The organism is Streptomyces sp. NBC_00582 (genome assembly GCF_036345155.1).
Classification (GTDB): domain Bacteria; phylum Actinomycetota; class Actinomycetes; order Streptomycetales; family Streptomycetaceae; genus Streptomyces.
The window spans coordinates 7,629,483-7,642,938 of the sequence record NZ_CP107772.1 but is presented as its reverse complement, the minus strand read 5'-3'; the positions used below and the strand labels follow the sequence as shown (position 1 = coordinate 7,642,938).

The 13,456-nt window shown below is 72.0% G+C and carries 14 protein-coding genes; 9 read left to right on the top strand and 5 right to left on the bottom strand.

The features are described 5' to 3' along the window. The first annotated feature begins 50 nt into the window (after window positions 1-50). Complete coding sequence (locus OG852_RS34580) at window positions 51-698, top strand: biliverdin-producing heme oxygenase (RefSeq protein ID WP_330349995.1); 648 nt, start codon at window positions 51-53, stop codon at window positions 696-698. A 92-nt stretch (window positions 699-790) separates the two neighbouring features. Here the strand turns inward: OG852_RS34580 and OG852_RS34575 are convergent, their stop codons facing one another. Then, complete coding sequence (locus OG852_RS34575; RefSeq protein WP_133909916.1) at window positions 791-1,105, bottom strand: hypothetical protein; 315 nt, start codon at window positions 1,103-1,105, stop codon at window positions 791-793. A 155-nt stretch (window positions 1,106-1,260) separates the two neighbouring features. Next, a complete protein-coding gene (locus tag OG852_RS34570) occupies window positions 1,261-1,914 on the bottom strand; it encodes a PhzF family phenazine biosynthesis protein (protein ID WP_133909915.1) in 654 nt (217 codons plus the stop codon). Between the two features lie 241 nt (window positions 1,915-2,155). On the opposite strand from OG852_RS34570, the gene efeO reads away from it, so the two are divergent. From efeO to OG852_RS34550, 4 genes are read left to right on the top strand one after another with little or no spacing between them, the layout of a single operon-like run. Continuing rightward, a complete protein-coding gene (efeO, locus tag OG852_RS34565; protein WP_330349994.1) occupies window positions 2,156-3,295 on the top strand; it encodes an iron uptake system protein EfeO in 1,140 nt (379 codons plus the stop codon). Between the two features lie 11 nt (window positions 3,296-3,306). Next, on the top strand, window positions 3,307-4,569 hold the full coding sequence (gene efeB / locus OG852_RS34560) for an iron uptake transporter deferrochelatase/peroxidase subunit (protein ID WP_208117037.1): 1,263 nt from the start codon (window positions 3,307-3,309) through the stop codon (window positions 4,567-4,569). Window positions 4,570-4,572: 3 nt separating this feature from the next. Then, window positions 4,573-5,457, top strand: coding sequence for an iron uptake transporter permease EfeU (gene efeU, locus OG852_RS34555; RefSeq protein ID WP_133909913.1), 885 nt, complete (start codon window positions 4,573-4,575; stop codon window positions 5,455-5,457). Continuing rightward, window positions 5,405-6,418, top strand: coding sequence for a hypothetical protein (locus OG852_RS34550; RefSeq protein WP_133909912.1), 1,014 nt, complete (start codon window positions 5,405-5,407; stop codon window positions 6,416-6,418). Before efeU ends, OG852_RS34550 begins: the two co-directional genes overlap by 53 nt. A 72-nt stretch (window positions 6,419-6,490) precedes the next feature. Here OG852_RS34550 and OG852_RS34545 read toward each other — a convergent pair whose 3' ends face one another. From OG852_RS34545 to OG852_RS34535, 3 genes are all read right to left on the bottom strand, one after another. Beyond that, window positions 6,491-7,198, bottom strand: a complete 708-nt coding sequence (locus OG852_RS34545) for a bifunctional DNA primase/polymerase (RefSeq protein ID WP_133909911.1) — start codon at window positions 7,196-7,198, stop codon at window positions 6,491-6,493. 98 nt (window positions 7,199-7,296) lie between these two features. Then, window positions 7,297-7,929, bottom strand: coding sequence for a TetR/AcrR family transcriptional regulator (locus OG852_RS34540; protein ID WP_330349993.1), 633 nt, complete (start codon window positions 7,927-7,929; stop codon window positions 7,297-7,299). A 16-nt stretch (window positions 7,930-7,945) separates the two neighbouring features. Further along, complete coding sequence (locus OG852_RS34535) at window positions 7,946-8,941, bottom strand: Gfo/Idh/MocA family protein (protein WP_330349992.1); 996 nt, start codon at window positions 8,939-8,941, stop codon at window positions 7,946-7,948. 87 nt (window positions 8,942-9,028) lie between these two features. Between OG852_RS34535 and OG852_RS34530 the strand changes: the two genes are divergently transcribed. From OG852_RS34530 to OG852_RS34515, 4 genes are all read left to right on the top strand, one after another. Next, window positions 9,029-10,303, top strand: a complete 1,275-nt coding sequence (locus OG852_RS34530) for a multidrug effflux MFS transporter (protein ID WP_133909908.1) — start codon at window positions 9,029-9,031, stop codon at window positions 10,301-10,303. Beyond that, the gene (locus tag OG852_RS34525) at window positions 10,267-11,424 is read left to right on the top strand and encodes a serine hydrolase domain-containing protein (RefSeq protein ID WP_133909907.1); all 1,158 of its coding nucleotides are present in this window, start codon (window positions 10,267-10,269) and stop codon (window positions 11,422-11,424) included. Before OG852_RS34530 ends, OG852_RS34525 begins: the two co-directional genes overlap by 37 nt. A 32-nt stretch (window positions 11,425-11,456) precedes the next feature. Next, a complete protein-coding gene (locus tag OG852_RS34520; protein ID WP_133909906.1) occupies window positions 11,457-12,443 on the top strand; it encodes a small ribosomal subunit Rsm22 family protein in 987 nt (328 codons plus the stop codon). A gap of 168 nt (window positions 12,444-12,611) precedes the next feature. Beyond that, window positions 12,612-13,382, top strand: coding sequence for an SDR family oxidoreductase (locus tag OG852_RS34515; RefSeq protein ID WP_330349991.1), 771 nt, complete (start codon window positions 12,612-12,614; stop codon window positions 13,380-13,382). The last annotated feature ends 74 nt before the right edge of the window (window positions 13,383-13,456 follow it).

Sequence of the window (13,456 nt, the reverse complement as noted above, 5' to 3'; positions counted from 1 at the left end):
GTCGGCAAAAGCATTGACTTAGGTAAGCCTTACCTTAGAGGATTGGTCGTATGGACTCCTTCTCGACCGTCATCCGCACCGCCTCCCACGAGCAGCACACGGAGGCCGAGACCTCGACGTTCATGAGCGACCTGCTGGGCGGCGGGCTCGGGGTCGCGGCGTACGCCCGCTACACCGAACAGCTCTGGTTCGTCTACGAGGCGCTGGAGGCCGGCGCCGGACGGCTGGCGTCGGACCCGGTGGCGGGCCCGTTCATCAGGCCGGAGTTGTTCCGGCTGGCGGCGCTGGAGCGGGACCTGACGCATCTGCGGGGAGCGCACTGGCGGGAGGGACTGTCGGCGCTGCCGGCGACCCGGGCCTACGCGGACCGGGTGCGGGAGTGCGCCGAGGACTGGCCGGCCGGGTACATCGCCCACCACTACACGCGCTATCTCGGCGACCTCTCGGGCGGTCAGATCATCCGCGACCGGGCGGAGCGGACCTGGGGCTTCGAGAAGAAGGGCGACGGCGTCCGCTTCTACGTCTTCGAGGAGATCGGCAACCCGGCGGCCTTCAAGCGGGACTACCGGGAACTGCTCGACGCGGTGAGGGCGGACGATCTGGAGAAGCAGCGGATCGTGGCCGAGTGCAAGCGGGCCTTCGCGCTGAACACGGCCGTCTTCCGGGCGCTGGGTGAGGAGTTCCCGCTGTCGGCCTGAGACCGCCGACGCCCCCGGCACGGCCCGCAGACGGCACCGGGCCCCTTTCCCCGCTCATGGGGAAGGGGCCCGGTGCCTGCCGCGGGCGGGTTCTAGAACCAGCCGCAGTGCGCGCCGGCCCAGAAGATGTCACTGGAGACCGTGTCGACCTTGCCGACGTACGGGCTGCAGACGGGCCCGCGGTCGACGCCGTGGTGCCGGCCCTCGTCCTTCTGGCCGTAGTGACCTTCCTTGCCGTGATGGTGGCCTTCCTGGCCGTAGTGACCTTCCTGGCCGTAGTGACCTTCCGAGCCGTAGTGGCCGCCGCCGTGGTGGCGTGGCCCCTCGTCGGCGATGGCGCTCGTCGCGCCGGCGGCGGTCAGGGCGACCCCCAGCACGGCGGCGGCCAGAACTGATCGGATACGCATGATGCTCCTCTCGCGGAGGCGGAGTGGTCACGCCCAGAGGTAACCGCTCGCCTCCCGGCGCACACGCGGGACCACCCGGACGGCCGCCCGGAACACCACGGACGCCCGCAGCGGGATGTATCGTTCGGCGCCTCCCGCCGCCCGGCGCGGGGAGTTCAGCGTTCCGCGCCCTCCAGGCGGACCCGGCCGCCGATCTCCACCCAGCCGTACGGCTGCGGGGCGGTGAGGATCTGGGAGCCCGCGCCCTGGGTGATGTTGAGGGCCCGGCCGAGCTGTTCGGTGAGCAGGAGCGCGGCCGCTCCGGTCGCCTCGTCCTCCTCGATGCCGTCGCCGCGGCCGGGGAAGCCGCGGGCGCGGATCCGGCCGGCGGGCTCGTCCTCCCACGCCCAGGCGTAGACCCACTCGCCGGGCGGCGGCACGCTGAGGTCGTCGATCTCGGCGGCGGTGGCGTACTGGCGGAACGTGCGCGGCGGGGCCCACTCCGCCCGTGCCTCGATCCAGCTGAACTCCCCGTCCAGCCGGGCGCCGACGACCCCGGCGGGGATGACCAGTTCGGGGACGTCGAGCAGCCAGGCCGCGCCGACGCAGGGGTAGCCGGCGAAGGGCAGCCGGACCGTGGGGGTGTAGATGTCGATGATCCCGCGCTCGGGATCGTCGACGAACACCGTCTCGCTGAAGCCGAGTTTCGCGGCGAGGGCCTGGCGGTCCTCCCGCTGCGGCAGAACCGAGCCGTCGCGGACCACGCCCAGTTCGTTGCCGTAGCCGCCGTTCGGCGCACAGAAGACGCGGAGCACGTCGTAATCAGTCACCCGGAGATTGAAGCATCGCCGTGGCCTCCGGTTGTGAAAGCGGAATCTTTGAATCTCCTTTGACCTGTTGTTGGGGTTCGTTTTGAGCCACCGTGACCGGGCCGTGCTCTTACACCGTCTATGAGAGCTGAATCACGGCACAGCCGGGTATTACGCAGGTAAGCCTTGGATAAGTTAGGTCAGGCTCACCAACCCTGTGAGTCCGGTCACGTGAATATTCAGCCATCGCCCGGGAGCCCGCATGCGAGCCGCCAGACTGTCCGTCGTCACCGCCGTCGCCGCCGTGACCGCACTGACCGCCGTCACGGGCTGCACCTCGAAGAGCGACGCCAAGGGCGGCGACCGGGTCATCGACGTGACCGCCACCGACTCCACGTGCAAGACCTCCAAGAAGGAGATCTCCGCCGGACACGTCGAGCTCGCCATCCAGAACAAGGGCTCCAAGGTCACCGAGGTCTACGTCCTCTTCCCGGACGACCGGATCGTCACCGAGCGCGAGAACATCGGCCCCGGCACCAAGCAGCGCGTCACCGCCGAGGTGAAGGCCGGCGACTACGAGATCGCCTGCAAGCCCGGCATGAAGGGCACCGGCATCCGTCAGACCCTCAAGGTCACCGGCGGCACCGCCGCCAAGCGGAACCCCACCCTGGACAAGGCCGTCGCCGACTACCGTGAGTACGCGCAGGAGCAGTCCGACGCCACCATCCCGCTCGTCGAGACCTTCGTGAAGGCCATCAAGGCCGGCGACCTCACCGCCGCCCAGAAGGCCTACGCGCCCTCCCGCCTCGGCTGGGAGCGCACCGAGCCCGTCGCCGAGTCCTTCGGTGACATCGACCCGAAGGTCGACGTCCGCGCGGACGGCCTGGAGGACGGGCAGAAGTGGACCGGCTGGCACCGGCTGGAGAAGGCCCTCTGGGAGGACAAGAAGATCGGCGACGAGGAGAAGACCCTCGCCGACCAGCTCCTCACCGACCTGAAGGACTGGCAGAAGCGGGTCGGCAAGGCCGAGATCACCCCGACCTCCATGGCCAACGGCGCCAAGGAACTGCTCGACGAGGTCGCCACCGGCAAGGTCACCGGCGAGGAGGACCGCTACTCGCACACCGACCTCGTCGACTTCAAGGCCAACGTCGAGGGCGCGCAGAAGGCGTACGAACTGCTCGAGCCGGTCGCCAAGACCAACGACGCGGCGCTGACCACCGAACTCGACCAGCAGTTCGACGCGCTGAACACGCTGCTGGACAAGTACCGCACCGACAAGGCCTCCTACGACTTCGTCTCCTACGACAAGGTCACCGAGGCCCAGCGCAAGGAGCTCTCGGACGCGGTGAACGCGCTCGCCGAGCCGCTCTCCAAGCTCGCCGCGGCCGTGGTCAAGTAAGGGGGACGGCGATGACCGAGATCACCGAGACCAAGAAGGACGACACCCACCCCTCCCGGCGGTCGCTCATCGGCTGGGGCGGTGCCGGGCTCGCGCTCGGTGCCGCCGCGGCCGGCGGCGCGGTGGCGATGGCCCGCACCGGCGACGACGTCGAGCCCACGGCCGCCGAGACCGGTGCCGCGGTCGCGTTCCACGGCGCGCACCAGGCCGGCATCGCCACGCCCGTCCAGGACCGGCTGCACTTCGCCGCGTTCGACGTGGACACCACCGACCGCGCCGCGTTCGTGCAGATGCTCAAGGACTGGACGGCCGCCGCACGCCGGATGACCGCCGGGAAGGCGGTCGGTGACGGGGCGTACGGCGGGCTCGCCGAGGCCCCGCCGGACGACACCGGTGAGGCCCTGGGCCTGAAGCCCTCGCGCCTCACGCTCACCCTCGGCTTCGGCCCGTCCCTGTTCGCGAAGTTCGGGCTGGACGACAAGCGGCCCGACGCGCTGGTCGATCTGCCGAAGTTCGCCGGGGACGCCCTCGACCCGAGCCGCTCCAACGGCGATCTGTGCGTCCAGGCCTGCGCCGACGACCCGCAGGTCGCCGTGCACGCCATCCGCAACCTCGCCCGCATCGGCATGGGCAAGGTCTCCATCCGCTGGTCGCAGCTCGGGTTCGGCAAGACCTCCTCCACCACCCCCGAGGCGCAGACCCCGCGCAACCTCATGGGCTTCAAGGACGGCACCCGCAACATCGCGGGCACCGAGACCGACCGGCTGAAGAAGTTCGTGTGGGTCGGCGAGAAGGACGGCCCGCAGTGGATGGCGGGCGGCTCCTACCTCGTCGCCCGGCGGATCCGGATGCACATCGAGACCTGGGACCGCACCTCCCTGCAGGAGCAGGAGGACGTGTTCGGTCGGGACAAGGGCGAGGGCGCGCCCGTGGGCAAGGCGAAGGAGCGTGACGAGCCGTTCCTGAAGGCGATGAAGCCCGACGCGCACGTCCGGCTCGCGCACCCCGACTCCAACCACGGGTCGACGATCCTGCGCCGCGGCTACTCCTTCACCGACGGCACCGACGGCCTGGGGCGCCTGGAGGCCGGGCTGTTCTTCCTGGCCTACATGCGCGATGTGAGCAACGGGTTCATCCGCATCCAGCGCAATCTCGCGACCGACGCGCTCAACGAGTACATCCAGCACGTGGGTTCGGCCGTCTTCGCCGTGCCGCCGGGCGTCCGGGACAAGGACGACTGGTGGGGCCGGACGCTGTTCTCCGAGGAGGCCTGAGCCGTGTTCTCCAACTACCTGATCGGACTTCGGGAGGGCCTGGAGGCCTCGCTCGTCGTCTGCATCCTCATCGCCTACCTGGTGAAGACCGGCCGCCGGGACGCGCTGAGGCCGGTGTGGACCGGTATCGCCATCGCCGTGCTCATCGCGATGGGCTTCGGCTGCGTCCTCGAATTCGGCTCCCAGGAGCTGACGTTCGAGGCGCAGGAGGCGCTCGGCGGCTCGCTGTCGGTCCTCGCGGTGGGCCTGGTGACCTGGATGGTCTTCTGGATGCGGCGCACCGCCCGGCATCTGAAGTCCGAGTTGCACGACAAGCTGGACGCGGCCCTCGCGATCGGCACGGGCGCGCTGGTGGCGACCGCGTTCCTCGCGGTGGGCCGGGAGGGCCTGGAGACCGCCCTGTTCGTGTGGGCGTCGGTGCACGCGGCCGGTGACGGCACCCCGCGCCCGCTGATCGGCGTGGCCCTGGGTCTGGCGACCGCCGTGTTCCTGGGCTGGCTGTTCTACCGCGGGGCGCTGAAAATCAACCTCGCGAAGTTCTTCACCTGGACGGGCGGCATGCTCGTCGTCGTGGCGGCGGGCGTCCTCGCGTACGGCTTCCACGACCTCCAGGAGGCCGACTGGCTGCCCGGGCTGAACAGCCTGGCCTTCGACATCAGCGGCACGATCCCGCCGGACAGCTGGTACGGGACGCTGCTGAAGGGCGTGTTCAACTTCCAGCCCGATCCGACCGTCCTCCAGGTCACGGTGTGGCTGCTCTACCTGGTCCCCACGCTCGCGCTGTTCCTCGCCCCGGTAGGGTTCGCCTCCGGGAAGGGGAAGGTGAAGGCACCTGATGACGCACCTGACGACCGGGGAACGCGGCACTCGAAGGCTCCGCAGGCTTGAGCGGGGCGCGCTGATAGCGGCCTCCGCGACGGCCTTGTCGTTGACGGCGAGCGGTTGTGTGGTCGTCCACGGGGAGCGCGAGGTGCTCCCCTCGGCGACCCGGGCGGAGGCCGCGAAGGCGCTGGAGCAGTTCACGACCGCGTACAACAGGGCCGACAAGGCGTACGACGGTTCCCTGGACGCCGAGTACACCACCGGCGCCCTCGGGGCCATCGACGCGGCGCGGTTGAAGGCCGGGAAGGTCAACAACCCGGGCGGGAACCCCCAGCACACGCCGTTGGTGCTGTCGGACGTGACGTACACGATCCCCAAGAAGGCGGGCTGGCCGCGCTGGTTCGTCGCGGACGCCAAGGCCAACAAGGGGGGCGACGCCCGCTGGGTGCTGGTGTTCACCCGGGGCGACCTCTCCGAGCCGTGGCAGGCGGCGTATCTGACGCTGGTGGCGCCGGGCTCGATGCCGGAGTTCACCAAGGACAAGGACGGCTGGGCCGAGGCGGTACCGGCGGACTCCGCCGAACTGACGCGGGCGCCGGGGGACTTGAGCAAGGAGTACACCGCCTATCTGAAGGACGGCGGGAGCGCGTTCGCGGACGGGGCGTACACCAGTACGTTGCGTACGACGCGGGCGAAGAGTGCCGAGAAGCCGGGGCTGGTGCAGCAGTACATCGACGAGCCGCTGACCGGCGGGGAGTTCGCGCCGCTGGCGCTGCGGACGGCGGACGGCGGGGCGTTGGTGTTCTTCTCCTCGCACCACTACGTCAAGCAGACGGCCGCGGCGGGGGCGTCCGTTCCGGCGCCGAACGTGAGTGTGAAGGCGTTGACGACCGGGGAGATCAAGCAGTCGTTGACGATGGAGTTCGTCGCGAACGAGATCGCCCTGGATCCCGTGAAGGGGACCGGGGACGGGAAGGTGGCCCTGTTGAGCCGGCTCGAGGGGTTGACCGGCGCGAAGGGGGACTAGGCCGGCGGCCGGGTGCGGGTGCGTGGGGCCGGTCGCGCAGTTCCCCGCGCCCCGGAACCAAAAGCCAGAAGCCTACAGGCCGAAGGCGTCCACGTGGCGGGCGCAGGCCTCTGTCAGCGTCTCCAGGAGGCTCAGGGGGTCCGGGAGAGGGTGTTCCGGACCCCGTAGCCAGTGGACGGACCGGCCGTCGTCGCCCGGGAGGCGGGCCGGGGGGATCAGGACGTACGAACCCCGGCAGTGCCAGCGCAGGCCGGGGTGTTCGGCCATCGTCTCGGGGTGGCAGTCCAGTTCGCAGGGCCACCACTCGTCCTCGTCCTCGGGGGTGCCCCGGGTGAGGGTGAAGAAGAGGAGGCGGCCGTCGTCGGACTCGGCGACCGGGCCGACGTCGACGCCGGCGTCGAGGAGGCGGGCGAGGGCCTCGCGGCCGGCTTCCAGGGGGACGTCGAGGACGTCGTGGGTCATGCCGGTCGCGGTGATGAAGTTGGCCTGCGGCTGGTGCCGTGCCCAGCGTTCGATCTGGGCGCGGTCGGTGGTGGACTGGGTCTGCCAGGCGAAGGACACCGGGTGGCGGGCCGGGGTGGGACAGCCGACGCGGTCGCAGGAACAGAGGTAGCCGGCGGCGGGGTGCGCGGCGGGCGCGAGGGGCAGTCCGGCCCCGGCGGCGGCGAGCAGCAGGGCCTCACGGCCGCCGTCGTCGGCGGTCTGTGCCGGGCCGCTTCCGCGCAGCCACTGGGTGAGCCTGCCCCGCAGGCCGCTCGGGCCGCCGAACTCCGCGCTCATCTATCCCCTCGCCTCGCCGGTGATGCGGACAGCATGCCTTATGGTCCCATCATCCTGCGCATCGGGGGTCCCGTACCCCCAAACGGGGCAAAAGCCCGTCAGTGGGGTGCCAGTCCGTACAGGGCGTAGTCGACGAGGGTGTCCGTGTAGTCGTAGGAGATGGGGCCCGTGCGCTGGAGCCAGCGCTGGGCGAGCGGGGAGACGAAGAGTTCGAGGGCGATGCGCGGGTCGACCTCGGGGCGGATCTGGCCGGTGCGCTGGGCGGAGCGCAGGCGGTCGGCGTAGAGCTGGAGCTGGGGTTCCAGGAGCCGGGTGACGAACTCGCGGCCGAGCGGTTCGTTGACGAGGCCCTCGGCGGACAGGGCGCGGGCGGGGGCCTCGAAGCGGGGGTCGAGGAGTTCGTCGACGGTGGCGCGCAGGACGGCCTTGAGGTCGGCGGCCAGGTCCCCGGTGTCGGGGAGGGTGTACGGCGCGTGGCCCGCGGCTTCGGCGGCCTGTTCACCGAGGTCGAGGAACGCCTCCAGCAGGACGTCGGCCTTCGACCCCCACCAGCGGTAGATGGTCTGCTTGCCGACGCCGGCGCGGGCGGCTATCCCCTCGATCGTGGTCTTCGGATAGCCCGCCTCCGCGACGAGCGCGAGGGCCGCGTCGTAGATGGCGCGGCGCGACCTCTCGCTGCGGCGGCTGGTGTCGGGGGCCGGTCGGGCGGGTTTGGCGGGCTGGGTGACCATGGGTCGACGGTACGGCCTACTCGTGCGGGTAGCGCACACCGATCCGTTCCCGTACGGCGTCCAGGGTGCGCATCACGGCGAGGGTGCCCTCGAGCGGGGCGAGCGGGGACTCGGTCTCGCCGGCCCTGAGGGCCCGCATGACCTCGCGGGCCTCGTGACGGAGGGTGGTGCGGGGGCCGTCGGCGGGATCGGCGAGGAATTCCTCGGGGTCGCGTCCGGCGCGGTGCAGGACCAGCCGGTCGGGGTGGAAGAAGCCGGAGGGGATGTCGATACGGCCGCGCGAGCCGGTGACGGAGGCGGTGGTGCCGGTGCCGCCGGTGAGCGAGCAGTGCAGGGTGGCGAGCGCGCCGGAGTCCCAGGACAGGGCGAGCGCGGTCTGCAGGTCGACGCCCTCGGCGGACAGGACGGCCCGGGCGGAGATGCCGGCCGGTTCGCCGAGCAGGAGGTGGGCGAAGGAGACCGGGTAGACCCCGAGGTCGAGGAGGGCACCGCCGCCCTGGGCGGGGTCGCGCAGCCGGTGCGAGGGCGGGAAGGGGCCTTCGAGGCCGAAGTCGGCCTGGACGGTGCGCACCTCGCCGATCGCGCCGTCGTCGACGAGGGCCTTGAGGCGGCGGATCAGGGGGTTGCAGTACATCCACATGGCTTCCATGAGGAAGCGGCCGTTGTCGCGGGCGAGCGCGACGAGCTCCTGGGCCTCGCGCACGTTGAGCGTGAACGGCTTCTCGCACAGCACGGCCCGCCCGGCCTTGAGGCAGAGGCCGGCGGCGGTGCGGTGGGCGGAGTGCGGGGTGGCGACGTAGACGACATCGATGTCCGGGTCCTCGGCGAGGGCGCCCCAGTCTCCGTAGGACCGGGGGATGCCGAAGCGTTCGGCGAAGGCCTGGGCGGAGGTCTCGGTGCGGGAGCCGACCGCGACGACCTCCGCGTCGGGCAGGTCGACCAGGTCCGCCGTGAACGCCGCGGCTATGCCGCCGGTCGCCAGGATTCCCCATCGCACCGTGTCCGTCGTCATACCCCGTCCCGTCCTCGTGCCGTACCAGCAGTCGTTCCGAGCTGAGAGCATAGGTGTCCGGGACAGGAATGAGGGAGGGGCGGCCGTATGCCGGAGGGTGGGGCGATACCGAAGGTGTCGGAGACGACGGCCGTCGTGCCGCCGTCGCCTGCGCGGCGCCGCACCGGTCTGCTCGTCACGCTGGTCCTGGGCGGTCTGACCGCGACTCCCCCGCTGTCGATGGACATGTACCTCCCGGCCCTGCCGGAGGTCACCCGCTCGCTGCACGCGCCCGCCGCGACGGTCCAGCTCACGCTGACGGCCTGTCTGGCCGGGATGGCGCTGGGGCAGCTCGTGGTGGGGCCGATGAGCGACCGGTGGGGGCGCCGCCGCCCGCTGCTCGCCGGTCTCGCGGTGTACGTCGTGGCGACCGTCCTGTGCGCGCTCGCGCCGACCGTGGAGCTGCTGATCGCGTTCCGGCTGGCGCAGGGCCTCGCGGGCGCGGCCGGGATCGTGATCGCGCGGGCCGTGGTGCGTGACCTGTACGACGGTGTGGCGATGGCCCGCTTCTTCTCCACCCTGATGCTGATCTCGGGGGTGGCGCCGGTGGTGGCGCCGCTGATCGGGGCGCAGATCCTGCGGGGGACGGACTGGCGGGGTGTGTTCGCGCTGCTGACGGTGGTGGGGCTGGCGCTGGGCGCGCTGGTGTGGGCCCGGCTGCCGGAGACCCTGGAGCCGTCCGAGCGGCACGCGGGCGGGGTCGGCGAGGCCCTGCGGTCGATGCGCCGGCTGCTGGCCGACGCGTCGTTCACCGGCTACATGCTCACCGGTGGCTTCGCCTTCGCCGCGCTGTTCGCGTACATCAGCGCCTCGCCGTTCGTGGTGCAGGAGATCTACGGCGCCTCCCCTCAGACGTTCGGTCTGCTGTTCGGGGCGAACTCGGTGGGGCTGGTGCTGGTCGGGCAGATCAACGGCAAGGTGCTGGTGGGCCGGGTCCGGCTGGACCGGGTGCTGGCCGGCGGGCTGACGGTGGTGGCGCTGGCCGCGGCCGCGCTGTTGCTGATGGCGGCGGGCGCGTTCGGCGCGGTGGGTCTCGCGCCGGTGGCGGCGGCCCTGTTCGTGCTGATGTCGGCGATGGGCGTGACGCTGCCCAACGCCCAGACCCTCGCCCTGATGCGGGTCCGCCACTCCGCCGGCTCCGCCTCGGCGCTGCTGGGCACCTCCTCCTTCCTCATCGGCGCGATCGCCTCCCCGCTCGTCGGGATCGCCGGTGAGCGCACCGCCGTCCCGATGGCCGTCGTCCAACTGGCGGCCTCGCTGGTGGCGCTGGCCTGCTTCGTGGGACTGTGCCGTCCCTGGAGACAGACCGTGGAGGAGAGCTGAGCGCACCGAGACTGCGCGTCGACACCCCGGAGCGGGCCGGGCTCGACCCGGAGGAGATGCGCCTCCTCGTGCTCGACGTCATCGACCTGACCACCGGCGACCGGCCCTGGGCCGCGGGCGCCGTCGTCGTCGCGGGCCGCGGCCCGGTGATCGCCGTCGAGGAGGCGGCGGGCTGGGCGGTCCGCCACGCGTCCTACGACCCCGAGGCCGACGCGGGTGTGGAGCTTCCGGCCGAGTCGCGCGTCCCGATGACGGTGGACACCCCCTTCGACCTGGCGTCCCTCACGAAACTGTTCACGGCGGTCGCGGCCGTGCAGCAGATCGAGCGGGGCACGCTGGGCATCGACGCCCGCGTGGGCGCGTATCTGCCGGACTTCCGCGGGGCCGCCGCGCACGACGTCACGGTCCGGCAGCTCCTCACCCACACCTCCGGCCTGCGCCCCGAGCCGCCGCTGTACGACTGCGCGGGCGCCGCGGAGCGCCTGGAGGTCCTGCGCGCCGAGACGCCGACCGGGCCGCCGGGCACGTACGTCTACTCCGACCTGAACATGCTGCTGCTCCAGCAGCTGCTGGAGCGCCTCACCGGCCGCGGTCTCGACGTCCTGGTGCACGAGGGGATCACCCGGCCGCTCGGCATGTCCGCGACCCGCTTCGGTCCCTGCCCCGGCGCGGCGGCCACCGAGGACCAGCGGCGGCCGTGGGCCAAGGCGGACCGGGGCATGCTGCGGGGCGTGGTCCACGACGAGAACGCGTGGGCGCTGGGCGGGGTGGCCGGGCACGCGGGCCTGTTCTCGACCGGCCGTGATCTCGCCGTCTTGTGCCGCACCCTGCTCGCGGGCGGCTCCTACGGCCCCGCGCGCGTCCTGGGTCCCGACTTCGTGGAGCTCCTGCTGACCCCGCCGGGGCTGGGCTTCGCCGTGGACCAGCCGTGGTTCATGGGCGAACTGGCGGGTGAGGGCGCGGCGGGCCACACCGGTTTCACGGGAACGTCCCTGGTCCTGGACCCGGCCACGGACACCTTCGTGGTGCTGCTGGCGAACACCGTGCACCCGGTGCGCAGGGTGCCGGACAGCGGGCCTCGGGCGCTGGCGGGGACCCGGATGGCGATGGCGGTGCGGTGAGACCCGCTGCCCGGGCCTGAGAAAATCGTCGGGTGAACGTCTCCCCCTCCACCGCCGCAGCCCTCCGTACCGCTCTCGGGGAGCTCCTCGACGGTCTGCCGCCGAGGCAGGCCGCTCAGGCCGTCGAGCGGCTCATCGCCAACTACCGGGGGGCCACCCCCACCGACGCCCCCATCCTGCGGGACCGCGCGGATGTGGCCGCCTACGCCGCGTACCGGATGCCGGCGACGTTCGAGGCGGTGTGCGCGGCGCTGGAGGCGTTCGCGGACGCGGTGCCCCGGTGGACGCCGGGCAGCCACACCGACGTGGGCGGCGGGACGGGCGCGGCGACCTGGGCGGTGAGCGCGACGTGGGAGGGGACGCGTCCGGTGACCGTGCTGGACTGGGCGGAGCCCGCGCTGGCCCTCGGCAGGGAGGTCGCCGCCGCGAACCCGGCGCTCGGCGAGGTGCGCTGGCAGCGCGCCCGTATCGGGTCGGCCCTCACCCTGGACCCCACCGACCTCGTCACGGTCTCCTACGTCCTGAACGAGCTGGCCGCCCCCGACCGTGCCGCCCTGGTCGACGCCGCCGCGTCGGCGGCGCAGGCCGTGGTGATCGTGGAGGCGGGCACCCCGGACGGCTACGCCCGGGTGATCGAGGCCCGCGACCGGCTGATCGCCGCCGGTCTCCGGATCGCCGCGCCCTGCCCGCACAGTGCCGGCTGCCCGATCGTGCCGGGCGCGGACTGGTGCCACTTCTCGGCGCGGGTCAGCCGTTCCTCCCTGCACCGGCAGGTCAAGGGCGGCTCCCTGCCGTACGAGGACGAGAAGTTCTCGTACGTGGCCGCCGCCCGCTTCCCGGTCTCTCCCGCTCCCTCCCGTGTCGTGCGCCGGCCGCAGATCCGCAAGGGGCAGGTGCTCCTCGACCTGTGCGAGGCCGAGGAACGGCTGGACCGGACGACGGTGACGAAGCGGCACGGCGATCTGTACAAGGCGGCCCGGGACGCGGACTGGGGCGACGCCTGGCCGCCCCGGCCCTGAAGGGCTGGTGAGAGTGCGGGCCGGCGAAGCGGCTGGTTCTCCCGGGAGGCGCGGTGGGCGGCGGCCCGGCGGTGGCGGGAGAGGGACGGGTACTCAGCAGTCGGATGGCGGACGAGGGAGTTCCGCATGGCGGACGTCGTCTTTCGGCCTGCCGTACGCTGCGGCCCCATGGATGCCAAGGAGCGTGTGGAGACGGCCAGGATCGCGATCGTCACCGGTGCCGGTTCCGGCATCGGGCGGGCGGTCGCCGTGGAACTGCTGCGTGCGGGCTGGTCGGTGGGGCTGGCGGGGCGGCGCGTCGAGCCCCTGGAGGCGACGGCGGCACTGGTGCCCGGGGCCGAGGGTCTCGCCGTGCGGACGGACGTCTCAAACCCCGATGACGTGCGGGCCCTGTTCGCCTCCGTGCGGGAGCGGTTCCGGCGGCTGGATCTGCTGTTCAACAACGCGGGGACGTTCGGGCCGGGTGGCGTGCCGTTCGAGGACCTGCCCTACGACGCGTGGCGGCATGTGGTGGACACCAACCTCAACGGGGCGTTCCTGTGCGCCCAGGCGGCCTTCCGCCAGATGAAGGAGCAGGAGCCGGGGGGCGGACGGATCATCAACAACGGCTCGATCTCGGCGCACTCACCCCGGCCGCTGTCGGCGCCGTACACCGCGACCAAGCACGCGCTGACCGGGCTGACCAAGTCCCTCTCACTGGACGGACGGGCGTACGGCATCGCCGTCGGACAGATCGACATCGGCAACGCGGCGACGGAGATGACGGCACGCATGGAGACGGGGGCACTGCAGGCCAACGGCGAGATCACGCCGGAACCCGTGATGGATGTGGCGGACGTGGCGCGCACGGTGCGGCACATGGCGGAACTGCCGCTGGAGGCGAACGTGCAGTTCGCGACGGTGCTGGCGACGGCGATGCCGTTCGTGGGGCGGGGGTGAGGGGTCCACGGGTCGTCAACTCCTCAACTCCTACAAGCGGAATTTGGCCATCCGGGCCATTGCGGCCGGTAGCG

Excerpts from the sequence above, each read along its gene's own strand:
- OG852_RS34580 (WP_330349995.1), top strand. The coding sequence starts at position 51 with ATGGACTCCTTCTCGACCGTCATCCGCACCGCCTCCCACGAGCAGCAC.
- OG852_RS34575 (WP_133909916.1), bottom strand. The coding sequence starts at position 1,105 with ATGCGTATCCGATCAGTTCTGGCCGCCGCCGTGCTGGGGGTCGCCCTG.
- efeO (WP_330349994.1), top strand. The coding sequence starts at position 2,156 with ATGCGAGCCGCCAGACTGTCCGTCGTCACCGCCGTCGCCGCCGTGACC.
- efeB (WP_208117037.1), top strand. The coding sequence starts at position 3,307 with ATGACCGAGATCACCGAGACCAAGAAGGACGACACCCACCCCTCCCGG.
- OG852_RS34550 (WP_133909912.1), top strand. The coding sequence starts at position 5,405 with ATGACGCACCTGACGACCGGGGAACGCGGCACTCGAAGGCTCCGCAGG.
- OG852_RS34545 (WP_133909911.1), bottom strand. The coding sequence starts at position 7,198 with ATGAGCGCGGAGTTCGGCGGCCCGAGCGGCCTGCGGGGCAGGCTCACC.
- OG852_RS34540 (WP_330349993.1), bottom strand. The coding sequence starts at position 7,929 with ATGGTCACCCAGCCCGCCAAACCCGCCCGACCGGCCCCCGACACCAGC.
- OG852_RS34535 (WP_330349992.1), bottom strand. The coding sequence starts at position 8,941 with ATGACGACGGACACGGTGCGATGGGGAATCCTGGCGACCGGCGGCATA.
- OG852_RS34530 (WP_133909908.1), top strand. The coding sequence starts at position 9,029 with ATGCCGGAGGGTGGGGCGATACCGAAGGTGTCGGAGACGACGGCCGTC.
- OG852_RS34515 (WP_330349991.1), top strand. The coding sequence starts at position 12,612 with ATGGATGCCAAGGAGCGTGTGGAGACGGCCAGGATCGCGATCGTCACC.